20 protein-coding genes are annotated in these 21,318 nt (G+C 52.4%); 7 read left to right on the forward strand and 13 right to left on the reverse strand.

What is annotated here, in order from left to right:
* Nucleotides 1-64 precede the first annotated feature (64 nt).
* From BUB30_RS05140 to BUB30_RS05150, 3 genes are read left to right on the forward strand one after another with little or no spacing between them, the layout of a single operon-like run.
* Nucleotides 65-1,366: a DUF1015 domain-containing protein gene (locus tag BUB30_RS05140; RefSeq protein WP_073131682.1), complete on the forward strand. Its 1,302-nt coding sequence runs from the start codon at nt 65-67 to the stop codon at nt 1,364-1,366.
* A 27-nt stretch (nt 1,367-1,393) separates the two neighbouring features.
* Nucleotides 1,394-1,963 (forward strand): Maf family protein, encoded by a 570-nt coding sequence (locus BUB30_RS05145; protein ID WP_073131684.1) that lies wholly within the window; start codon nt 1,394-1,396, stop codon nt 1,961-1,963.
* 41 nt (nt 1,964-2,004) lie between these two features.
* Entirely contained in the window at nt 2,005-2,934 is a 930-nt protein-coding gene (locus tag BUB30_RS05150) for a CPBP family intramembrane glutamic endopeptidase (RefSeq protein WP_073131686.1), read from the forward strand.
* Nucleotides 2,935-2,986: 52 nt separating this feature from the next.
* Here BUB30_RS05150 and BUB30_RS05155 read toward each other — a convergent pair whose 3' ends face one another.
* The 7 genes from BUB30_RS05155 to BUB30_RS05185 form a co-directional block, all read right to left on the reverse strand.
* Nucleotides 2,987-4,114 carry a glycosyltransferase family 4 protein gene (locus BUB30_RS05155; RefSeq protein ID WP_073131687.1) on the reverse strand — a complete coding sequence of 376 codons (1,128 nt, stop codon included), beginning with the start codon at nt 4,112-4,114 and terminating at the stop codon, nt 2,987-2,989.
* Nucleotides 4,111-4,647, reverse strand: a complete 537-nt coding sequence (locus BUB30_RS05160) for an inorganic diphosphatase (protein WP_073131689.1) — start codon at nt 4,645-4,647, stop codon at nt 4,111-4,113. The genes BUB30_RS05155 and BUB30_RS05160 overlap by 4 nt, the downstream gene beginning before the upstream one ends.
* Nucleotides 4,648-4,720: 73 nt before the next feature.
* On the reverse strand, nt 4,721-6,106 hold the full coding sequence (locus BUB30_RS05165) for an efflux RND transporter periplasmic adaptor subunit (protein WP_073131691.1): 1,386 nt from the start codon (nt 6,104-6,106) through the stop codon (nt 4,721-4,723).
* Nucleotides 6,107-6,118: 12 nt separating this feature from the next.
* A complete protein-coding gene (locus BUB30_RS05170) occupies nt 6,119-7,591 on the reverse strand; it encodes a TolC family protein (protein ID WP_073131693.1) in 1,473 nt (490 codons plus the stop codon).
* 7 nt (nt 7,592-7,598) lie between these two features.
* Entirely contained in the window at nt 7,599-8,276 is a 678-nt protein-coding gene (gene sdaAB / locus BUB30_RS05175) for an L-serine ammonia-lyase, iron-sulfur-dependent subunit beta (RefSeq protein WP_073131695.1), read from the reverse strand.
* A gap of 89 nt (nt 8,277-8,365) precedes the next feature.
* A complete protein-coding gene (gene thyA / locus BUB30_RS05180; RefSeq protein WP_073134803.1) occupies nt 8,366-9,160 on the reverse strand; it encodes a thymidylate synthase in 795 nt (264 codons plus the stop codon).
* A gap of 252 nt (nt 9,161-9,412) precedes the next feature.
* Complete coding sequence (locus tag BUB30_RS05185; RefSeq protein WP_073131697.1) at nt 9,413-10,300, reverse strand: hypothetical protein; 888 nt, start codon at nt 10,298-10,300, stop codon at nt 9,413-9,415.
* A 111-nt stretch (nt 10,301-10,411) separates the two neighbouring features.
* Between BUB30_RS05185 and BUB30_RS05190 the strand changes: the two genes are divergently transcribed.
* Nucleotides 10,412-11,083 carry a DUF4159 domain-containing protein gene (locus BUB30_RS05190; RefSeq protein ID WP_073131699.1) on the forward strand — a complete coding sequence of 224 codons (672 nt, stop codon included), beginning with the start codon at nt 10,412-10,414 and terminating at the stop codon, nt 11,081-11,083.
* A 13-nt stretch (nt 11,084-11,096) separates the two neighbouring features.
* Nucleotides 11,097-12,590 (forward strand): FG-GAP-like repeat-containing protein, encoded by a 1,494-nt coding sequence (locus tag BUB30_RS05195; protein ID WP_073131701.1) that lies wholly within the window; start codon nt 11,097-11,099, stop codon nt 12,588-12,590.
* A 24-nt stretch (nt 12,591-12,614) separates the two neighbouring features.
* On the opposite strand, the gene BUB30_RS05200 is transcribed toward BUB30_RS05195, so the two are convergent.
* Nucleotides 12,615-14,756 carry an FUSC family protein gene (locus BUB30_RS05200; RefSeq protein WP_073131703.1) on the reverse strand — a complete coding sequence of 714 codons (2,142 nt, stop codon included), beginning with the start codon at nt 14,754-14,756 and terminating at the stop codon, nt 12,615-12,617.
* A 189-nt stretch (nt 14,757-14,945) separates the two neighbouring features.
* On the opposite strand from BUB30_RS05200, the gene BUB30_RS05205 reads away from it, so the two are divergent.
* Both BUB30_RS05205 and BUB30_RS05210 read left to right on the forward strand, forming a co-directional pair.
* Complete coding sequence (locus BUB30_RS05205) at nt 14,946-15,302, forward strand: BlaI/MecI/CopY family transcriptional regulator (protein ID WP_073134805.1); 357 nt, start codon at nt 14,946-14,948, stop codon at nt 15,300-15,302.
* Between the two features lie 7 nt (nt 15,303-15,309).
* On the forward strand, nt 15,310-17,094 hold the full coding sequence (locus BUB30_RS05210; protein WP_073131705.1) for a M56 family metallopeptidase: 1,785 nt from the start codon (nt 15,310-15,312) through the stop codon (nt 17,092-17,094).
* Between the two features lie 25 nt (nt 17,095-17,119).
* Here BUB30_RS05210 and BUB30_RS05215 read toward each other — a convergent pair whose 3' ends face one another.
* Genes BUB30_RS05215 through BUB30_RS05235 form a run of 5 tightly spaced genes read right to left on the reverse strand, consistent with a single transcriptional unit; the run spans nt 17,120 to nt 21,306 of the window.
* Nucleotides 17,120-17,884: a DUF3298 and DUF4163 domain-containing protein gene (locus tag BUB30_RS05215; protein ID WP_073131707.1), complete on the reverse strand. Its 765-nt coding sequence runs from the start codon at nt 17,882-17,884 to the stop codon at nt 17,120-17,122.
* A 7-nt stretch (nt 17,885-17,891) separates the two neighbouring features.
* Complete coding sequence (locus BUB30_RS05220) at nt 17,892-19,133, reverse strand: TlpA disulfide reductase family protein (protein WP_084137912.1); 1,242 nt, start codon at nt 19,131-19,133, stop codon at nt 17,892-17,894.
* Complete coding sequence (gene gatB / locus BUB30_RS05225) at nt 19,130-20,587, reverse strand: Asp-tRNA(Asn)/Glu-tRNA(Gln) amidotransferase subunit GatB (RefSeq protein WP_073134809.1); 1,458 nt, start codon at nt 20,585-20,587, stop codon at nt 19,130-19,132. The genes BUB30_RS05220 and gatB overlap by 4 nt, the downstream gene beginning before the upstream one ends.
* A 39-nt stretch (nt 20,588-20,626) precedes the next feature.
* On the reverse strand, nt 20,627-21,016 hold the full coding sequence (locus BUB30_RS05230; protein WP_143164769.1) for a hypothetical protein: 390 nt from the start codon (nt 21,014-21,016) through the stop codon (nt 20,627-20,629).
* Between the two features lie 59 nt (nt 21,017-21,075).
* Complete coding sequence (locus BUB30_RS05235) at nt 21,076-21,306, reverse strand: hypothetical protein (protein ID WP_073131710.1); 231 nt, start codon at nt 21,304-21,306, stop codon at nt 21,076-21,078.
* Nucleotides 21,307-21,318 lie beyond the last annotated feature (12 nt).

Consider the following 21,318-nt stretch of genomic DNA (forward strand, 5'->3'; position numbering starts at 1 on the left):
CGAACATACAAGTTCTGGCGAAAGTAATATCTTAGCGTTTTAAGGAAACGGAACACTTGTATACATGGCCGAGATCATCCCCATTCGCCCCTGGCGCTATAACCCCGAAGTCACTCCCCCAATCGATACGTTAACCTCGCCGTTGTTTGATGTGGTGTCGGAAAAGCAGCGTAAAGGGCTCTACCAAAACCCGCTCAACAGCATCCACTTGTCCGTACCCGAACCCCCTAACGCCTCCGATCGTGCCGCGGCGTTGCTCAAGGCCTGGAAAACCCAACATGTGCTGTTACAAGACAAGCTCCCGGCGATCTATGTCTACTACCAATACTTCAAGCTTGCCGGCTCTCCAAAAGAATATTGCCGCAAAGGTTTTATCGCACACATCCGCACCTACGACTGGGAGGATAATGTGATCCTGCGCCACGAGAACACCATCCCGAAGGCCGTGAATGACCGCATCGAGCTGTTGGAGAAAACAGAATTCCACGTCAATCCCACGCACGGCCTGTTTACCGACCCGGATTTTACCCTGGAGAAATACATGGACGAAGCCATCCTTTTCCCCCTCTATGAAACAGAGGACTATCAAGGGGTGCGCGATGTGATGGCCGTGATCCACGACGGTGCCATCATCCGCCGGTTCATGGACATAATGGCCAGCAAGACCATCATTTTAGCGGACGGTCATCATCGCTATGAGGGATCGCTGATCTATAAACACAAACAGATGGCGGCGAACCCGCATCACCAGGGGAACGAAGGCTACAACTTCCACCTCATGTACTTCACCAACACCGAGGCCGGCGACCTGCGCATCCTGCCCACACACCGCGTCATCACCGGCCTGCCGGGTTTCGATGAAGCGGAAATCATGCGAAAGCTGGAAAAATATTTTGTTGTCACGCCCGCCGACGACCCCTGCAGCCTCGACGAACTTATCATGGGCAAGCCGCATGCCTTCGGATTGCTGTTCCGCGACAGTGCTTACAAGGTGCGGCTCCGCCCCGAAGCGCTCGCTACCATGACGTGGCCGTTCCCCGACCCGATCAAAACGCTCGACCTCACCGTGATGCACTATTTCATCATCGAAAAGGTGCTGGGCATTCCCGGCAGAGAGCAACGCGCATCGGAATATATCGACTTTGACCGGAGCTTCCCCGATTGCCTCAAGCGCGTGGTGAAGGGCGAAGCGGATATGGCCATCATTACCAATGAGGTTTCCATAGAAGAGGTGAAGGAGGTTTGCCACAGCGGTTACACCATGCCCCAGAAGTCCACCTACTTTTATCCCAAAGTGGTGGGCGGATTTTTATTCACTTCCATCCGGCCAGGAGAATTTGAACTGCCTGTTTATGGGCCGTTCTGATTATATTGAAGAGAAATTAACCCGATCATGAACCCTTTCACCCGCAAACTCGTGCTGGCGTCAAGCTCGCCCCGGCGACAATACCTGATGAAAGAATCCGGCTTTACCTTCACCACCGAGAAGCCGGATGTAGACGAAACCTTCCCCGACACCTTGCCCGTGGAGCAAGTGGCCCGCTACCTGGCCGAGAAGAAAGCCGAGTTTTTCCGCCTGAACATGAAAGACGAGATCATCCTGGCGGCCGATACGGTAGTGATCCTCGACAACACTATCATCAATAAACCCGAAGACCGCGCCGAAGCCATTCGCATGCTCACCGCCCTGTCGGGAAGAACCCACCGCGTGATGACCGGGGTTTGCATTATCTCGAAAGAAAAAGAAGAGAGCTTTGACGAAACCACAGAAGTTACTTTCCAAACGCTCACGCCACAAGAGATCGAATATTATGTCGACCACCACAAACCCTATGACAAAGCCGGCGCCTATGGTGCCCAGGACTGGATTGGGATGGTGGCCATTCAAAAAATAATAGGTTCCTATTTCAACGTGATGGGACTGCCGATCCATAAAGTCTATCAATACCTCCGGCACTGGTAATGCACAGCCTCGATTTTCCCTTTTTATTTTAAGTCTTTCGCATGAAGAAGATCTGGAAATTTCTGGTGCATCATGTGAAAGAGGATTTCAACGCGCGGGCGTATGGGCTCATCTTCCTGTTCCTCGTCGCCTCGGTGTTAGTGAACTACCTGTTTGATTTCGAGGACACGTACCTCGATCCGCTAAAAGGATTCCCCAAGTTTTTTGCGTATTTCCTGTTCTATGGCTTCGCCTATTTTTCGGCATTGCTGATCCTGCATTTCACACGGAAGGAAAATACGTTTTTTAAAAAGCGTGACTTCTGGATCCGCAGTCTGCTGGCGATCGGGTTGCTGAGTTTGGATGGAAGCCAACCCTTTCTACACGAGGCAATCAATGCATCGTTCAGCGTGCAGATCCAGTATTGGGCCTATAAAGTGCTGACCAATCTTGTCGGGCTATTTTTTGTGATGCTGCCCCTTCTCGCCTTCCATCGTTACTACGACAACAATGAAAATTACTATTACGGGTTGCGGCCGCATCAATTTGACACGCGTCCTTATTTTCAATTGTTGTTGCTGATGTTGCCCCTCATCATCGGGGCCTCTTTCAATGACGCCTTTCTACAGCAATACCCCATGTACAAAGTCACCCAGGCCTATACCGTGCTCGGAGTGCCCGAGTGGGTGACGGTGGCCGCGTATGAAGCGGTATACGGCATGGACTTTATCAATGTCGAACTTTTGTTCCGCGGCTTCCTGGTCATTGGCATGATCGCGGTATTGGGACGGCAGGCCGTGCTGGCCATGGCGGTGGCCTATTGCTATCTGCACTTTGGCAAGCCCGCGGAGGAAGCGATCAGTTCGATTTTCGGTGGCTATATTCTCGGGGTGGTGGCGTTCGAAACGCGTAGCATCTGGGGTGGTGTCATCGTCCACATGGGCATCGCCTGGTCGATGGAGTTGGTGGCGTTTATTCAAAAATCCCTGTAATGTAGGGTGGCATTTCATCGCAGGCTTCCCATCCCGGTGATGTTGAAAAGCATCACGCCACGTAAAGCGCCATGATGTTCCGCGCGATAATTTCCGGATTGAATTGCGTTGTAAATTTTTTTCCTTCCACGATCATTTGATGCCGCAACGTCTTGTCCACCACCACCCGGCTCAGCTGGAAGGCCAGCTCTTCGCGGTTCGTTGGATCGATGTACAACGAACCCGGTCCTGCCGCTTCGCTGAAACACGAGTCCACGGAAGTGATGACCGGGATACCGGACTCGATGGCCTCCACGAGCGGAATACCAAACCCCTCAAACCGCGAAGGGTACACAAACACCTCCGCACCCTGGTACAAAGCCGGAAATTCATGAAAGGGAACCTGGTGTAAAAAGATGATGGAATCCGCTACACCCAATCGCTCCGCCTCTTCCACCACTTGTTTTTTATAGGCTGTTTCCTTTCCTACAACCACCAGGGGCAACCGCGTGTCTGGCGACAACAAGGCCAGCGCCTGCACGATCAACATCACGTTCTTCCGCGTTTCTATGGTCCCCACATTCAAAATATAATGCTGGGGAAGTTTGTATTTGTTTTTGATCGCATCGATCGCGTCCGGGGAGACCGTTTGTTTGAATTGTGGGTGACAACCCTGATACACCACCGTGATCTTTGACACGGGCACCTGTAGAAAATCATCGAGGTCCTCGGCGGTCTGCTGACTGATGGCCACCACCGTATCGGCTTGTTTACAGGCCGCTTTCATCTTGGCCTTGTAGATGGCCACATCGATGCGGTTGTACAATTTTGGAAAGCGAAGAAAAATAAGATCATGAACCGTAACGATCTTCTTCACCGACGGTGGAAGGTTTGCCGGCAGCTCCTGGCTCAGGCCATGAAACACATCCAGCTTTTTTGTTGTCGGTTCATTTGCAATGCCCCAGGTGCGCCAGAGACTGGTGGCTTTGAAGAACGTATACAATGGCGGCGGCGTGATCACCTGCACCTGTGGCCGTTCGACAATAGGCGTCACCTCAGGATGGTTCCTGACCTTTGGCGAATAAAGAAGATAGTGATGCTCCGGCTCGAAATCGCAAAGGGCGTTCACCACGAAGCGGCTGTAGTTTCCCAGCCCGGTGAAATTGTTGAACAGCCGCTTGGCGTCGAAGCCTATGTTCACTTGCGATAGGTCTTTTGATAGAGTTCGATGCTCTGCTGGATGATCTCCATGGCTTTGGCTTTCGAATCGAATTCGTCTACCACCACCTTTTTGTTTTCCAGCGTCTTATAGTTTTCGAAGAAGTGTTTCAACTCCATGCGGAAATATTCCGGAAGCTGATCCACGTCATTGATGTGGCTCACACTCACATCCTGTTCGGCCACGGCAATGATCTTGTCGTCGGCCTCGCCGCGGTCGATCATGCGCATCACGCCGATCACTTTGGAAGGGATGAGACAGCGGGGCACCACCGTTACCTGTGTGAGCACCACAATGTCGAGGGGATCGTGGTCTTCGCCCAGCGTTTGGGGGATGAAGCCGTAGTTGAGGGGATAGTACATGGAGGCGTAGAGCACGCGATCCAGCTTGATGAGACCGCTGTCTTTGTCGATCTCGTATTTGGCGCGCGAGCCTTTCGGAATTTCAATGATGCCGTTTACATGTTCCGGCGGATTGTCGCCAATCGATACTTCGTGCCACGGGTGCTTTACCATAAGAGTTCGTTTTGCCCGTAAAAATAAATAAAAAAGCCCCCCGATCATTACCGGGGGGCCTTGTCTGGGGCAATTACTTGTCTTTTTTCTCGGGCTCTTTCTTCTCCATCTTCCGCACCTTTTCACCCTCCTTCAACCGTTTGGATACGGCCAGGAAGGGCCCGGTGATCACTTCCGTGCTGTCGGCCACACCCGACAGGATCTCGATGTTGTCGTAATCGCTGATGCCGGTCTTCACCTCTACCATTTTCGCTACGCCTTTGTCGTTCACAAAGATCACGGTCTTATCCTCCTTTTTCTTTTCCTTCTTCTGGTCGTTCACCACCTGGCGCTCATTGTTGTTGGGGGGACCGTCCTGGGGTTTGTCTCCACCGTCCTTCATCTCATCCGGGTTTCGGGTGGTCACTGCGGCCAGGGGAACCGACAATACGTTGGTCTTGGTGCTGGTCTGGATGTCGACGCTGGCCGTCATGCCGGGGCGGAAAGGGAACTTGTTGCCGGCCTTTACCAGGTCCTCGTAGGATGAACTGAGGATGAGGATACGCACCTCAAACTCGGTGATGGCATCCGTCGACACTTTGTCTTTTGCCGTGTTGGCGATGAGGGTCACCACACCTTTAAATTCTTTCTTCTGGTTGTTATAGGCATCCACATCGATCACCGCGGTGTCGCCCAGGTGCACGCGCACGATGTCGTTCTCGTTCACATTCACGCGGACTTCCATTTTGCGAAGGTCGGCGATGCGCAACATCTCCGTTCCGGCCATCGTTGCCGTTCCCACCACGCGTTCGCCGTTTTTGACGATGAGCTTGGATACCACGCCGCTCATGGGCGCTACTACCGAGGTCTTCCGGAGATTTTCTTTTGCTTCATTCAATGATGCCTGCGTGCTACGGGTTCCCGAACGGGAAGCCTCCACGGCTTGTTCTGCCGCAGCAACGTCGTTCTTGGCGACCTCATAGTTTTGCTTGGCCAATTGCCAGTCTACATCGGAGATCACCTTTTCATTGAAAAGTTTTTCATTGCGTTTATATTCCGCCTCTGCACGGATCAACGTGGCTTGCGAACGCAGCAGGTTGGACTTGGATTGCTCCAGGTTAGCACTTTGCTGGCCCAGACCGGCTTCGGCACGTTGCAGTTGGCTCGCCAAAATGTCGGGGCGAATGCGTACCAGGGTGTTACCTTTCACGACAGAGTCGCCTTCTTCGATGAGCAGGTCGATGATCTCACCCGAAACTTCCGGGGCGATCTTCACTTCCGTTACGGGTTGTACAGTACCGGAGGCGCTCACTTTTTCCACGATCGTCACACGCTTGGCCTTTGCCAATTCAACTTCTATCTCCTTCGGCTTGCCGATCCAACCCATCGATTTGGCGGCGAATAAAAAAATTATCAGGAATACGACGGCCCCGATGAGCCAATAAATCATTTTGTTTGACTTGCGTTTTTGCTGTGCCATTGCGTGGTTTTATTAATATTCGAGTGGTTTGCCTTGGTAGAAGTCGAGGACTTTCTTCTTGAAAATAAAATCATATTTCGCCCGCGACAGATCGGTTTGTGCCTGGAACAAATTGTTCTGGGCGATCTGGTATTCGAAAGAGGTTGCCGCTCCCGCGGAATAACGTTGCTCCATCATCCGGAAGGCTTCCGTCCGGGCCGCTACCTGGCGCAGCGATGAGTTGTAGGTCTTTGACGACGAGATGGCATCGTTATAGGCCGTCTCTACATTCTGACGGAGCGTTTGTTCGATTTCCTGCGCATTGATCTTGGCCTGTTGGTTCTGCACGATCGAACGTTGCACGGCCGCGCGGGAAGTGAAGCCGTTCAGGATGGGGATGGTCAACTGTAATCCGAGTGTCTTGTAAATATTGTCTTGGAATTGATTGCCCACGCCATAGGTCTTGCGGTATTCACCATTCGGCGACACCGTATACACAGGCATGCCCGTATCCTTGTTCACATAGCCTACGGGGTTGGTGCCATAGCGAAAGGTGTTATCGGGATAAAACTGCGCTTCCTGCGTGCTAGAATAGTTGGTGTTCATACCACCGTTCAAGCTCAATCTCGGATACAGGTTTCCGCGAGCGGCCCTTACCGCATACTGTGAGCTTTGAATCTTGAACTCCGCGGCGCGTACCTCCGGCATAGTTTGGCGTGCCACACTGTAAATTTCGTCGCGGCTTTGATCGATCACCAATTCTTCGGGCGTCAGGTTGGGAATTTCCACATCCAGGTCTTGCGTGGCGGGAATGCGCAACGCTTGTTTTAGACGCAGGATCGATAACGCCAGCGCATTTTCCTGCTGGATCAAGGTCACTTCGTTTGTTGCGACCTGTGCATCAAGGTTCAGTTGCTCCGATTTGGGGAGCGCGCCGGCGGCCACTTGCTTGGTGGTTCGCTCCAATTGGTGTTGACTGGATTCCAATTGAAAGCGGGCGTTGTTTACCAATTCCTTGTTGAAGACGACGTTGATAAAAATATTCGCCACGTTCAGGATCAGGTCGTTCTTTGCCTTGGCCAGGTCCTCGGCAGAACCCGCATAAGCATTTTGATATTGTTTGATCTGGTTGTTGACCCGAAAACTATTGAAAAGCAGCAGTGACGAGTTGGTCGACAGGTTGGAAGACTTGATCTCCTGCGACACGAACTGGTTGCTTACGGGGTCAAGACCGCGACCCCAGCTATAGCCATAGGAAGCGCTACCATTCAGTGTAGGCAGTCGCGAATATTTCGATTGGCGCAAATCCACCTCGCTGCTCTCCACGTTGTAGGCACTGCGTTGCACGGCCAGGTTGTTGGACAACGCATAGTCTATGCACTGCTTCAGGGACCATTTCGCGCCGGCGGGCACAGCCTGGGCTTCCTGTTTCAGGGTGTCGATTTGAGCCCAGGTGGTGGCACTACCGGCCATGAGAATCAAAAATGCTAGTACGGTTCTTTTCATGTTGCTATCAGCGATCAATATCCGGTATATAAATAATTTGTTTTACCCAGCTAAGACTCCTTAAGTACGCTAATGTTACATCCTTGAGTCCGGAATCCATTTCGATGACCAGGCCGGCCAGGTCGTTCTTTCCCTTGCGGGAAACCGACATGGTGGCAATGTTGCAATCGTCATGGGCCAGCACATCCGCGATGAAGGCCACACTGCCTTTGACGTCGGCGGCGGTGATGATGAGGGTGTGCAGGTTGGCGCTGAAGTCGGCCTTGAAGCCGTTCACTTCGGCGATGTTGATGAGCCCTCCCCCCCGGCTCTCCCCCACCACTTCCAGGGACTGATCTCCTTTTTTGATATTCAGTTTGATGGTGTTGGGGTGCATCGTCGACGCGTTTCCTACCGATTTGAAATGATAGGTAAGCCCTTGCGTCTTGGCGATGTCTAAGGCATCCTTGATGCGGGTGTCGTCGGTTTTGAAATCCAGCAAACCGGCGATGATGGCGCGGTCGCTGCCGTGCCCTTCGTAGGTACGGGCAAAGGAATTATAAAAGGTGATGTCGGCCGTGTCGGGGATCCCGCCCAGCAGCTTCACGGCGGCGCGGGCAATGCGCACCACACCCGCTGTATGGGAACTGGAAGGACCGATCATTACGGGTCCGATCATATCAAAAACACTACTTTTCTCCGCCATACTGGGTTAGAATACGCAATCTGTCGCCAAAAAGATGAAATAGTTACAACAAATCAGTTGCGGAGTACAAAAAGATGCGGACGCCGAAATCAGACGGCAATGGGTGCCTTTATGGAGGGATGCGCCTGGTAATTCACGATCTCGAAATCCTCGAACTGGTAATCAAAGATCGACGCCGGCTTGCGCTTGATCTTCAATTGCGGCAGCGCATAGGGCTCCCGCGAAAGCTGGAGTTGGGCCTGCTCGAGGTGGTTGCTATAGAGGTGAACGTCGCCACCGGTCCACACGAAGTCGCCGGGGGCCAGGTCGCATTGCTGGGCGAACATATAGGTCAGCAACGCATAGGAAGCAATGTTGAAGGGCACGCCAAGGAAATAATCCGCACTGCGTTGATAGAGCTGGCACGACAGCTTGCCGTCGGCTACATAGAATTGAAACAACGCATGGCAAGGCGGCAGGGCCATCTTGTCCACCTCGGAGGGATTCCAGGCGGTCACGATGTGGCGGCGCGAATCGGGTTTGGCTTTTATCTGTTCGATCACCTGCGTGATCTGGTCGATATGGCGGCCGTCGGGGGCGGGCCAGCTGCGCCATTGGTGGCCGTAGACAGGGCCCAGTTCGCCGTTGGCGTCGGCCCATTCGTCCCAGATGCTCACACCATTGTCTTTCAGGTATTTAATGTTGGTGTCGCCGTTCAGGAACCACAGCAGCTCATAAATGATCGAGCGCAGGTGTAGTTTTTTTGTGGTCACCAACGGAAAGCCCTCCGAAAGGTCGAACCGAAGTTGCCGTCCAAAGACCGAAAGCGTACCGGTGCCGGTGCGGTCGGTTTTGCGCGCGCCGTTCTGGAGGATATCGTTCATGAGGGCGAGGTAGGGCTTCATCGGGATATGGGGTTTTCCGGGTGCAAGGTAATGCATCTGGTCGCGGCGGCCAATAAGAAGCGGCGTCGAAAATAAAGTGTTTTTTGAAGAATTGGCTTATGCCGTTGACCTTCGGAGAATGGCGGCCGGGCTCGCTCTACAACAAACAGTCACTCGCATTTTACATGGGGAAAATTGCCCAACAAAAAAGGCCGCCTCAAATTTGAGACGGCCCTTTTAATTATGACTGGATTAGAAAAAACTCGTTTCTGATCAGTTCACGGTCAAGCTCCGGGTAACACCGTTGACGGTGATCACCACGGATTTATCGCAATTGCCATCACCATAATCAATGGTGACCTCCTTGCTGCCGTCGATGAGGTATTTCTTGATGCCTTCTACGGCAATGCCACAGAAGCGCTTGTATTTCAGGGCTTTCGACAAAGAAACGGCGTAAGTTCTTCCGCCGCGGGTCTTGCCGCTGGCCGTGCTGGATTGATCGATCAACAGGTAATCTTCCAGGGGATTGGCCGCTCTAACCCATTGCCAGGTGATGTTGGATTCGCGTTCGGCCACCGTGCCGTCGGCTATGAACGTGGCTTTGCCGTTGGAGAGCACCGCATTGAATTTGGGCGCCTCCGAGGTGCTGCCCGATACGTTGGTAAGGGTTCTGACACCTTCCAGTTTCACACCGTTGATGGTATAATTGTCGGTGGTGGTCACGATGGTAGAGCCGGGTTGGAAACGACGGCCGTTATAAGTAAAGATCAGCTTGCCAGTACGAACATTGCCTTTGTTATCGGCGCAGGCAGTGGTTCCAAAATCAACAGTGAGCACGCCTTTGGGCACGTCGGCTGTGGAGCCGGCGGCGGGTGTAACGGTGATCACTACACCGGCGCAATCCAGACGGTCATCATCCACCGTGATGGTATATGTAGTCTCCGTGCGTCCACCGGAATACTGGCCATCGGAAGGCGTGCTAACCGACACACCCGCCATGTCGTCCATATCCTGGTAGTACGAATCGGTGACGGCTTCCTCCGTAATGTCCTGCGTGTCGGCAACCGTGAGCTTGTCTTCATCCTTACAGGAAAAAACGAAAGCAAACATCCCCAAAAGGGACATCGACGCAATTTTTCCAAATCGATTATTGGTTTTCATAAGGTAATTGGTGGTTTCTGATTTAAATTCGACGGCTTAGACCGGCCTTTTGTATAAAGGTTTAAGGACAAAGTAAATTTTTTTCCACCTTTGGATCATTAAAACCACGCCATGGTAACAACCCGTGTAAGATTTGCGCTCCTGTTTCTTGTTTCCCTGGGCACTTTTGGCGTTCAGGCCCAATTGCGCATGAAAGTGGCCAAACTAAAATACAACGGGGGTGGCGACTGGTATGCGAACAAGACGGCATTACCCAATCTGATCAAGTTTTCCAATACCGAGATCGGTACCCTGCTCGACCCTGAAGAAGACGATGTCGAAGTGGGCAGCCGCGATATTTTTCTTTATCCCTACATCTACATGACCGGCCACGGCAACGTGGTGTTCTCGGATGCCGAAGCCGCCAACCTGCGCAAGTACCTTACGGCAGGAGGCTTCCTGCACATCGACGACAACTACGGACTCGACAAATTCATACGCCTGGAATTGAAAAAAGTGTTCCCCGAACTGGAGCTCATCGAGCTGCCATTCGACCACCCCATCTATCATCAGAAATTCGATTTCCCAAAAGGCCTGCCGAAGATCCACGAGCACGACGGCAAACCCGCCCAGGGCTTTGGCCTGATCTATGAAGGACGGCTCGTCGTTTTCTATTCCTATGAATGCGACCTGGGCAACGGCTGGGAAGATCAACGCATCCACAACGACCCCGAAGAAAAGCGAACGCAGGCCTTGCGCATGGGGGCCAACATCCTCAGCTATTGCTTTACCCACTCGATGTAAAAGTGCGCCACCCGTGAAGTCCACCACCCGCTTACTCCTGGCCGCAGCCGTGGTTTGGATCACCACCCTTTCGTGCACCAACCAAAACCAACACGAGGAACAATTGGCGCGACAATATTGTGGCAGCTGTCATCTGTTTCCCGAACCTTCCCTCCTACCCAAACACGTGTGGGCCGAAACGGTCTTGCCACAGATGGCCCTGCGCATGGGGGTTGATTTTGGAAAGATGGTGGAGATCCCGGAGGCCGATCGACCGTATGTACTGCCTTCCCTACCCGCATCGGCGATGGTGTCTGAAGAGGAATGGAAGTCCATCCAAAATTATTTCCAACGCATGGCCCCGGATTCGCTCAACGCACCCTCTCCGGTCATAGCCGATACGTTGCAGCAGTTTGATGCGGCCACTTTTTCCCTTGCCATCAACGGCCACCCCACCACCACCATGGTGAAGGTGGACACCGTGAAGGATCGCATCTTCATCAGCGACCGGCGCGCCGTGTTGCACGAGTTCGACACGAAGTTTCAATGGAAGGCTTCTCACCCGCTCAGCAGCCCGCCGTCACAATTGTTGTTGTCTGGAAAAGAAGATCCCCTCCTTGTACAGATGGGCATCATGGACCCCAATGACCAGGCGCTGGGTTCGGTTGCTCAGTGGCATGAAGGAACGCAAACCTTCACCACCCTCATCGATTCCCTGCAACGGCCCGTCTACCTCGAACACGTGGACATGAACCAGGATGCGAGAAAAGATTTCGTGATCTGCTCCTTTGGAAATTATACCGGCTCGCTAAACGTCTATGAGACGCTGGACAGCGGAAAATATAAACGCCACATTCTTCAAAATGTGCCCGGCGCCCGCAAAGTGGTGGTGCGCGACTTCGACAACAACGGCCTCCCCGATGTGATGGCCCTCATGACACAAGGCGACGAGCGGATCATCCTACTGCTGAACCAGGGCAATTTCCGGTTTCGCATCATCACGCTGCTGCGCTTTCCTCCCGTGTATGGATCGAGTTACTTCGACGTAGTGGATTTCAACCACGACGGCAAAATGGACATCCTCTATGCCAACGGCGACAACGCCGACTACTCCGTGACGCTCAAACCCTATCATGGGCTGCGAATCTTTTTAAACGACGGCTCGAACCGTTTCACAGAATCCTGGTTCTACCCGCTTAACGGCGCATGCCAGGCCAAAGCCGCCGACTTCGACAAAGACGGTGACCTCGACATTGTGGCCACCGCCTTCTTTGCCGACTATCAACACCACCCGGAACAAAGCTTTGTTTACTTTGAAAACACGGGTCATGACTTTAAACCTTCCGTCACCCGCCTGGCCGCACAAGGCCGCTGGATCACCATTGAAATAGCAGACCTCGACCACGATCGCGACGACGATGTGGTGATGGGCGCCCTGGATTTCCCCGCCACCATTCCCAACGACCTGGTGGCCCAATGGATGAAACGCGACACCTGGGTTCTTCTTCTCCGAAATAAACTGCATTGATAAACGGAGGAAAATCCTCTCGTATTAGTTCTCCCGGTTCACCTTCTCGGTGATCTGCCGGATATCGCGCACCAGCGAATAGATAATGGAGAGTGGGTTCAAGGCTTGGTTAGCCATCACCGGATTATGCGCCACGGCCTCCACTTCAAGATCGTATTTATTTTTTTTCTCCGAAAGCCGCGCCGCATGCTCCAACTCGCTCTCAATAGCACGCGCTAGCCCTTCCAATTCCTGCCGGTTCACCGTGACATTGAAGGCCTTGTCGGTTGCCAGCGAAGTGATGTGACCCGTAAGCATATGGTTGGCGATGACAAACTGGTGGATGTGCGTGGACTGGTCCAGCGTTTTGGGTTCGGCCAGGATGCGTTGGAAATTGTCGGACAAGTTGGTGAGGTTCACCAAGGCTTCTTGTCGCGCGGTCTTGTAGGCACTGCGTGAAGAGGTGGGGTTCAAAAGAAATTGCCAGGTGGCGGTGAAGAAAGCCTCGTTGGCCAACAGCATTTCGCGCATGTTCTTATCAATTTCCTGTCGCCCCCACGTGGGCAAAACATAGCGCGAGGCGATGGCCGCGATGACGGACCCGATCACCGTATCCAACATCCGCTCCTTTACCAGCGTATTGAGGTCAACGGGATAGAGGAAGTGAAACGTGATCACGATATAAATGGTGAGGAACAACACAAACCCAAAATAATTGAGCCGGAGCAAACTGTAGCTCACCAGCATGCAAAGGATCATAATGACCAGCAACGCCGTGTTGCCCCGGATCACGAAGAGGATACCCGTCGCCACGATCGCGCCGCCCAATGTCCCCAACAGGCGCTGCGCGTTGCGCTTCCGCGACACGGTGTACACCGGTTTTAGAATGGTGACGATCGTTAACAAAACCCAGTAGGTATGTTGCAACGACAAAAAGGCGGACACACTGAATCCCACCAGGATGGCTAGCGTGAGCCGCACCGCATGGCGGAAGTCGTTGGATTGCAGCGTCAGGTTCTCGCGAAATGTTTGCCAGTCGATGGGGTGTCCCACGATGGCCCTGTCGCTTTCTTTTCCCGTGTCCGTCTTGTTGATCTCTACTTGCAGGCGTGTGTACATGACCAGCCGGTGCAGGCGGTTCACAATATTTTGAATGTTGAAAAGTGTTTTCTCCAGCGCATGCAGGCTGGTCTGTACCTGCGGGTCGACGGTGCTTTGCTGGTATTCGCGCAGGGCATCCTGCAGCGTGCCCGTAATAGAAACCAGGTCAAGCTCGCGCCGCACCGTGGCGCCTCGCTGAATGGTGATGCCGATGTACTCCATGGCGGCGGCCACTTGCAGGATAGCGCCATAGAACTTGTTGAGCAGCCCGGTGCCATCGAGATTTTTGTGAAGCTCACCATAGTCCTGGTACGATGAGATCGAATGCTCGAAAAGATCCACGGCATCGAGAAAGATCATCATGAGGCTGCGGCTTTTCGGGCTGGCGTCCATCACAAACTGGCGGGTCTTGAAGAGCAGTTCGCGGGTCTGGTCCTGGCTCTTCATCACCTTGATCTGTTCTTCCATCACCAACGTGAAGCTGCGGCGAACGTCGGCGCCATCTTTATAGAGCGCGCCGCGGGCACGGATGAAGTCGGCCACGGCGATGAGCATTTCTCCAATGGCTTGCTCGGCCAGTCGGTAGGGCCGCAGCCGGTAGAGCAACAAACTGAACAGTGTGTACCAGATACCGCCTGCGGCGATCAGGGCAGCCACAAAGAAGCTGTCCTGCGGCACGTGGCCCGGCACGAGGTTCAATAATAGAATGATCAAGGCCAGCGTCCCTACAGCTCCGGCGCGGGCGCCATAGACTCCCAACAGCGAATAGAGAAAGCCAAGCACCGTCACCTCTATTAGCAACAGTGCCTGATGCTCGCGCAGCAACAGCGTGACCAGTGCTGTGAACGCGTTCAGGGCCGTGGATGCCAACAGGCCGTTGCGCCGGTGGTGGATCGGCCCCGGGGCGTCGGTGAGGCTGGCGAAAAGGGCGCCCCACAGAAAGGGCAGGCCGGCGATCAGCCAATCGTTTTCGGCAAAGATCAGTGTGGGCACCATTACCCCGGCCGTGATGCGCACGCCGGTGCTCCAGTATTGGCTGGTGGTGAACTTCTGTACTTCCTTTAAATAGTCGTTGCCGTTGAGCATGTCCCCTTAAAAATACAAGAAAGAAATCTTTTGCGAAGACCGCACGGCCGTGTTGGGTTGAATTAGGTTGGGCGGCGGTCTACGCGCCGGAATGGCCTTATCGGGCAACGAAAAAATATTTCTGCGAACCTTTGCAATTTCACAACTAAGACTTTAGTTTTATACCTAAATACATAGTCAATGAAAGATATCAAGGAACTGACCAAAGCCGAGGATCAGGTGATGCAGATTTTGTGGAAACTCGAAAAAGGGTTTGTGAAAGACATCGTAGAAGAGATGCCGGAACCCAAGCCCGCCTACAACACCATCTCCACGATCGTGCGCATCCTGGAAACGAAGGGCTTTGTCGACCACAAGGCGTATGGGAAAACGCATGAATACTTTCCGCTGATCACCAAAGAGAAATACACCAAGTTCTATTTGAACAATCTGCTCAAGGGCTATTTCAACGGATCGTTTCAAAACCTCGTGTCCTTCTTCGCGAAGGAAAATAAACTCGATGCCAAGGAGATTGAAAAGATCCTCCATGAATTAAAAAATAAATAACCACGTCATGAGCGGCTACATCAACTACCTGCTGGAAGCCAACTTCGGGTTGCTACTCTTCCTGCTCCTCTATATTTTACTGTTGAACGGGGAAACCGATTTCTCCTTTAAGCGAAAGTATCTGCTGGTCAGTTTGATCGTATCGGTCTTGTTTCCCCTGTTGAAGATCGGCGACGAGCAGGGTGCCATTCCTTCCATCAGCCAATTGATCCCCACGTATTGGCTCCCGGAAATTGTGGTCACCGACGGACTTCCGCGAGCGAGCACTGAAGTGACGCCGCTGAATTTTTGGCTGATCCTTTTCTGGGTCTACCTAGCGGGTATGGTGTTCTTTGCCTTGCGGCTGATCGTGCAAGGCTGGCAGTTGGTGCGATATATCCGGCGTGCCAATGTCAATCCTAAATCTGGTAAATACCGGATTGTTGAACTGCCGGAAGCGTTTCCCTCCTTTTCATTTTTCCACCACATCTTCATCGGGCATGCCGGTGAACTCACGGCGGAAGACAAGGCGTTGATCATCCGCCACGAAAGCGTGCACGCGGACCATTTTCATTCCGTTGATGTGTTGCTGCTCGAAGGGCTGCGGATCGTTTTCTGGTTCAACCCCCTCCTCCTGCTCTATAAAAAGATGTTTATCAATCTTCATGAATACCAGGCCGATGCCGAGGCTGTGGAAAATCATGATGTGAACCAATATTGCAACCTCCTGGCGAAGGTTGCCTTGATGTCGGCCGACTTCAAACTCGCCAATCATTTTAATCATTCACTCACCTTAAAACGAATTATCATGATGAAATCCATCAAAAAGAAAATGCGTGTGTGGAAAGTAGCGGCCGTTGCACTGATCCTGGCCGGCTTCTTCTTCATGGTGGCCTGTCAAGACCAGGTCATCAGCGAAGCCACTGATATAGCCAAGTTATCAACCGTGGCCCTGGAGGTCCCCAAAGAGGTTCAGGACAGGTTTGATCAATTGCAAAAAGAGAAACCCAATGCCAAGTTTGTCATCATCGAACTGGACGACGCCGGGCAGGCCAAACTGGAAAGCATGAAACCGGTGATGGAAGAACTGATGCGCAGTGGCGACAAAACCATCGCCTCTCTAAATGTCATGAAGCCCACTGCCCCACCTTCCCAGCCTGTGAGAAATTTTGTGATCGTGGAGTACAAGCCCGGATTTGAACAGATCAGCGAGAACTCCAAGAATGGCGATATCTATACCGTCGTGGAAGAGTCAGCTACCCCGGTCGGCGGACTGGAAGTCGTCGCCCGGACCATTTCTTCCAATTTGCAGTATCCGGCCGAAGCCGCGAAGAAGGGGATTGAAGGAACGGTATTCATCTCGTTCGTGGTCAACAAAGACGGTTCGCTATCGGACTTCGAGCTAAAAAAAGGTGTGGATCCTGTGATTGACAAAGAGGCGCTTCGCGTGGCACAGATGCTTCCCGCCTGGAACCCGGGCAAACAAAATGGCATGGCCGTGCGTCAACAATTTGTGCTGCCGGTCGCATTCCGGGTATCGCGAGATATACCAAAGGACGCCGCTCAAATCGAGCCCATCGATCAGCCTCTCAAAGTGTCGACCAAACTCGTCCAGGAACAAGGCAAAAGCGTTGTTAAGGGAACGGTTACCGATGCTTCCGGAAATCCGCTGCGGGGCACCAATATTGTTGTCATGGGCACTACAATCGGCACCTTGAGTGACAGCCAGGGAAATTTCAGCCTGGAAGTAGTCTCCTCGGGGCAGCTTGCCGTTTCGTTTGTTGGATTTAAAACGGAGCTTGTTTCATTCTGATGATCACATGAAAAGGACTGGTTGTCTACTTCAACCAGTCCTTTATTTCTTCGTAGGGAATTAATATTTCTGTAGGGCCCGTGGCAAAGGCTGCGATCTCGTAATTGTTGTAATAAAATACGATCCCCTCTTTCTTAAAACCGTAGTTCTGGTTCAACTGAAACTTGTCGTCGGCGAATTCAAAATAGTTGGCGTTTAGTGAGGCGGTGTCGGCCAAGCTGCGCACGTGACGAAATGCTTTCTCGCCTGCTTTAAGTAACGCCTCCTGGTAGCCGTGGCGAAGGAGATGGCTTAGTGTGAACTCCGCACCTGTCCGGGGATTCACATTGATGTAGTAAACGCCGTAGCTGCCATGTGCAGCACCTGCATAATATTCTTCATGGACGGACAGGCTCAACAAAGTATCGATCAATGTCTCTACGGTCACATGGCCCTTGTAGTACCATCCCCCCGGCACATCGGGCGATTCCTTTCGGAAATCTTCATAATCCTGGACAAACTCTGCACCGATCTGCTCCATGGCCTTTCCCTCAGCCTCGGGGTTGCCCATGCTCACTGTGCCGTCGATGTCCCGCTTGAGTTGGATCGCTACGGCGGTGTCCAGTCCCGTAAAGACGGGGTAGGTCACTTCGTAAAAAGCGCATTGCAGCGAGTCGGTCTTGCACCCTCCCGGCGACTCCACCCGAAAAGTCTTATTCTGGAACGTGATGACACGCCCCGTTTTCTCTCCCTTTTTTGTACACGCCACCGCGATGAGGGCAAGCGCGACGGCGGGAACAAGGTGCCTCATCCTAATCCTACTTCGGAGTGTTGAATATTTCGTTCAGTTTTCTCTCCAACGCCGGTCCGCGCAAATTCTTGGCGATGATCACGCCCTTGGGATCCAGCAGCACCGAGAAAGGAATGCCGGTGATGTTGTAAGTCTTGGCCGCTTCCGACTGCCAGTATTTCAAATCCGACACATGCGTCCAGGTGAGGTTGTCTTCTCCGATGGCCCGCATCCAATCTTCTTTGCGGCGGTCCAAAGACACGCCAAACACAGTGAAGCCTTTGTCTTTAAACTTGTTATAGACCCGTACCACGTTGGGGTTCTCCTGGCGGCAGGGGCCGCACCATTTTGCCCAGAAATCCACCAGCACATATTTACCTTTCATGGACGACAACTTCACCACCTGGCCAGTAGTATCCGGAAGCGCTATTTCGGGCGCGGGTTGACCAATGGCGATGGTCTTCATGGTATTCACCAAGGTGACGAACGCCTTGGCGTGGTCGTAGTTGGGCCATTCTTTTTTCAGTTTGTTGGCCACGTCGAGATAGACATCAAAGTATTGATCTTTGTCGAGCACCGTTCCACCTTGCAGCAAATTGATCACGCCCAAAGAGGGCGGTTCGTTGCGCAGCAGTTCGGCCACCTGGTCGCGGCTCTTTTTAATGAGCTGCATATACGTGTCCTGGAGGGCCGCCATTTTCTTTTCATCGTGCGCCTGTACGGCAACCTGGAAGTCGCCATTCAGTTTGGCAATCTCCGGCGACGATTCGCCACTGCGCAGGATGCCTTGGGTCTTGCGGATCACCTCGATCTCGGGCGAACCTTTCACTTCGGCAAACCCGTTCGGGTCATTACCATCCACGTTCACTTCGACATTGCTTTTATAGAGGATCAGGTCGATGGATTGCTGGCCATAGAAGCTGATCTTGTAATAGCCCGGTTGCGACAGGGGTACCTTTTTGGAGAATGTATAGTTGCTCTTCAACTGGATGGTATCCTGCCAGCCACCGCCGTTCTTCATTTCCTGGATCACGATCTGGCCGGTCTGGGGGAAGCCCACCTTACCGCTCACGGTCACCGTCCACGTGTCGCCAGCGACAGCATTTGCTTCAGCATTCTGCTTCGAAGAGAACGAGCAGGAGAGTGAAATCGCAAAGAGCAGAAAAAAGAATGCCGACCGCTTCAACCGCGGGAGGTTCGATGCACCCTTTTTTACGGGGTGGTTTTTATTTTCGGCGATGGGGTCCATCGCGTTGGGGGTCGTTGTCATACCTCTTCCAGTTTTTTAGTTATCAATGCATTGGCCACTTTCGGGTCGGCCTTTCCCTTACTGCGCTTCATCACCTCGCCCATGAACATGCTGACGATGTTTTTTTTGCCTTTCTTATATTCTTCCACCTTCAGCGGAAATTCTTTGATCACTTCGTCGATGATGGGGAGTATAGCATCCTGGTTGCTGTCCTGGATCACATTCAATTGTTGTGCCACCTGCAGCGCCCCCTTGTTCGGATTTTTAAATAGTTCGGGGAAAACCCGTTGTGAGGCTATAGAGAAGCTGATCGTATTATCGTCCACCAGGTTCATAAGCTCTACCAGCACGTGTGGCGGAATGGGGAATTCATCCGCAGACAGGGTAAGCTCGTTCAAATACGATTTCACCGGGCCCATCACCCAGTTGGATGCGGCCTTATAGTTCTTGGTGAGCTTGCACACCTCCTCGAAATAGAGCGCCACGTCTTTTGAATCGGTCAACACCTGGGCATCGTATTCGGAGAGGTGGAATTCCTTTGTGTATTTGTTGTACAGATCGCGGGGAAGTTGGGGCATCGAGGCCTTGATCTTGGCCAGCCATTCTTCCGAAACTTTGAGCGGGCTGAGGTCGGGATCGGGGAAGTAGCGATAGTCGTTCAGCTCTTCTTTCGTACGCATGCTATACGTGAGTCCATTGCTGGCATCGAACGTGCGGGTCTCCGAGAAGATGACGTTGCCTTTTTCGGTTTCAATGATCTGGCGTTCGATCTCGTGATCGATGGCGCGCTGCACGTTGCGGATGGAGTTCATGTTCTTTACCTCCACTTTCTTTCCGAACTCTTTTGCCCCCACCCGCATGACGGAAATGTTGGCGTCACAACGCAGTGAGCCTTCTTCCATGTTGCCGTCGCAAATGTCGAGGTAACGGACCAGTTTGCGGACTTCCGTGAGATAAGCGTAAGCCTCGTCGGAGGTTTTAATGTCGGGTTGAGTCACGATCTCGATGAGGGGAACACCTGCGCGGTTAAAATCCACCAGCGTATCGGTCTCCAGGGCCAAGTGCATGGACTTGCCGGCATCCTCTTCGATGTGGATGCGGTGGAGCTCGATGTTGCGCTCTCCTTCTTTTGTATTGATCGTCACATAGCCGCCCACGCAAATGGGGGTACGATCTTGTGTGATCTGATAGCCTTTGGGAAGATCGGGATAGAAATAGTTCTTCCGGTCGAAGATGTTGAATCGCGTGATGGTGGAGTGGCAGGCCAACCCCATTTTGATGGCATACTCTACCACGGTCTTGTTCAGCCGCGGCAAGGTGCCGGGGTGTGCCAAGGTAACGACCCCCACGTTTGTGTTTGGCAAGCTTCCGTATTCTGCCGAGTCGCTGTTGTAGATTTTACTTTTGGTCAGCAACTGCGCGTGTACCTCGAGGCCGATCACGGCGATATACTTATCTCTGATTGACTTATCCATGTCTTCTCTTTTACCATCCAAGCTTTATAGCCTGGCATTTCATTTCTTAAATACAGCCTTCTCTAACCGGTCGATCCTTTCGGCATTATCTGCCAATTTCATGAGCGCTCGTGAATTTTCAGCCGACACCAGGTTTAGCTTGATCACTTCCCCATTTAGGTCCTTGACGTCAGATTTAAGATCGCTAACATCCAATTTCAAGTTTCCGATCTCAGCCTCAACGCGATCCATTCTGTCGACCAGCCCGTCCACTTGTCCGGTCAAATGATCCACGCGTTCCGTCAAATAATCAACACGTTCAGTCAAATGGTCAACACGTTCAGTCAAATGATCAATACGCTTGTTTAACCCCTCAATCTGATCCGAAATACGATCCGACTTCCTGAGCGACTCCGCCAGCAATTCTTCAATCCTCGATTGATTCTCCATAACATACATAGTTTTAAAATTTACAACTTGTTATTTTATGAGGATCAAAAATCTTGGTTCTACTCTCTTAACTCTTCGACCCGGCTGCTGAGTTCATCAATCCGGGTCGCCAATATCGCTAGCGTTGTTATGACACCGTCCACTTTTTTTGTCAGTCCATCGAGCCGGGTACCGAAGTAGCCGATTCGCGTGGTCAGCAAATCCCTTTCGTTCGTGGGCAGTTCAAATTTTTTCAGTAACTCTGTTAGCAATTCTTCTATCCTCGCCTGGTTTTCCATAACGTTTATCATTTAGGTTTAATG

The organism is Chryseolinea serpens, from assembly GCF_900129725.1.
Classification (GTDB): Bacteria; Bacteroidota; Bacteroidia; order Cytophagales; family Cyclobacteriaceae; genus Chryseolinea; species Chryseolinea serpens.

Bases quoted from the DNA above. Each gene is read 5' to 3' on its own strand.
- BUB30_RS05170 (WP_073131693.1), bottom strand. From the start codon at position 7,591: ATGAAAAGAACCGTACTAGCATTTTTGATTCTCATGGCCGGTAGTGCC.
- BUB30_RS05165 (WP_073131691.1), bottom strand. From the start codon at position 6,106: ATGGCACAGCAAAAACGCAAGTCAAACAAAATGATTTATTGGCTCATC.
- gatB (WP_073134809.1), bottom strand. From the start codon at position 20,587: ATGGATAAGTCAATCAGAGATAAGTATATCGCCGTGATCGGCCTCGAG.
- thyA (WP_073134803.1), bottom strand. From the start codon at position 9,160: ATGAAGCCCTACCTCGCCCTCATGAACGATATCCTCCAGAACGGCGCG.
- BUB30_RS05140 (WP_073131682.1), top strand. From the start codon at position 65: ATGGCCGAGATCATCCCCATTCGCCCCTGGCGCTATAACCCCGAAGTC.
- BUB30_RS05200 (WP_073131703.1), bottom strand. From the start codon at position 14,756: ATGCTCAACGGCAACGACTATTTAAAGGAAGTACAGAAGTTCACCACC.
- sdaAB (WP_073131695.1), bottom strand. From the start codon at position 8,276: ATGGCGGAGAAAAGTAGTGTTTTTGATATGATCGGACCCGTAATGATC.
- BUB30_RS05235 (WP_073131710.1), bottom strand. From the start codon at position 21,306: ATGATAAACGTTATGGAAAACCAGGCGAGGATAGAAGAATTGCTAACA.
- BUB30_RS05185 (WP_073131697.1), bottom strand. From the start codon at position 10,300: ATGAAAACCAATAATCGATTTGGAAAAATTGCGTCGATGTCCCTTTTG.
- BUB30_RS05145 (WP_073131684.1), top strand. From the start codon at position 1,394: ATGAACCCTTTCACCCGCAAACTCGTGCTGGCGTCAAGCTCGCCCCGG.
- BUB30_RS05220 (WP_084137912.1), bottom strand. From the start codon at position 19,133: ATGACAACGACCCCCAACGCGATGGACCCCATCGCCGAAAATAAAAAC.
- BUB30_RS05210 (WP_073131705.1), top strand. From the start codon at position 15,310: ATGAGCGGCTACATCAACTACCTGCTGGAAGCCAACTTCGGGTTGCTA.
- BUB30_RS05150 (WP_073131686.1), top strand. From the start codon at position 2,005: ATGAAGAAGATCTGGAAATTTCTGGTGCATCATGTGAAAGAGGATTTC.
- BUB30_RS05160 (WP_073131689.1), bottom strand. From the start codon at position 4,647: ATGGTAAAGCACCCGTGGCACGAAGTATCGATTGGCGACAATCCGCCG.
- BUB30_RS05230 (WP_143164769.1), bottom strand. From the start codon at position 21,016: ATGGAGAATCAATCGAGGATTGAAGAATTGCTGGCGGAGTCGCTCAGG.
- BUB30_RS05215 (WP_073131707.1), bottom strand. From the start codon at position 17,884: ATGAGGCACCTTGTTCCCGCCGTCGCGCTTGCCCTCATCGCGGTGGCG.
- BUB30_RS05190 (WP_073131699.1), top strand. From the start codon at position 10,412: ATGGTAACAACCCGTGTAAGATTTGCGCTCCTGTTTCTTGTTTCCCTG.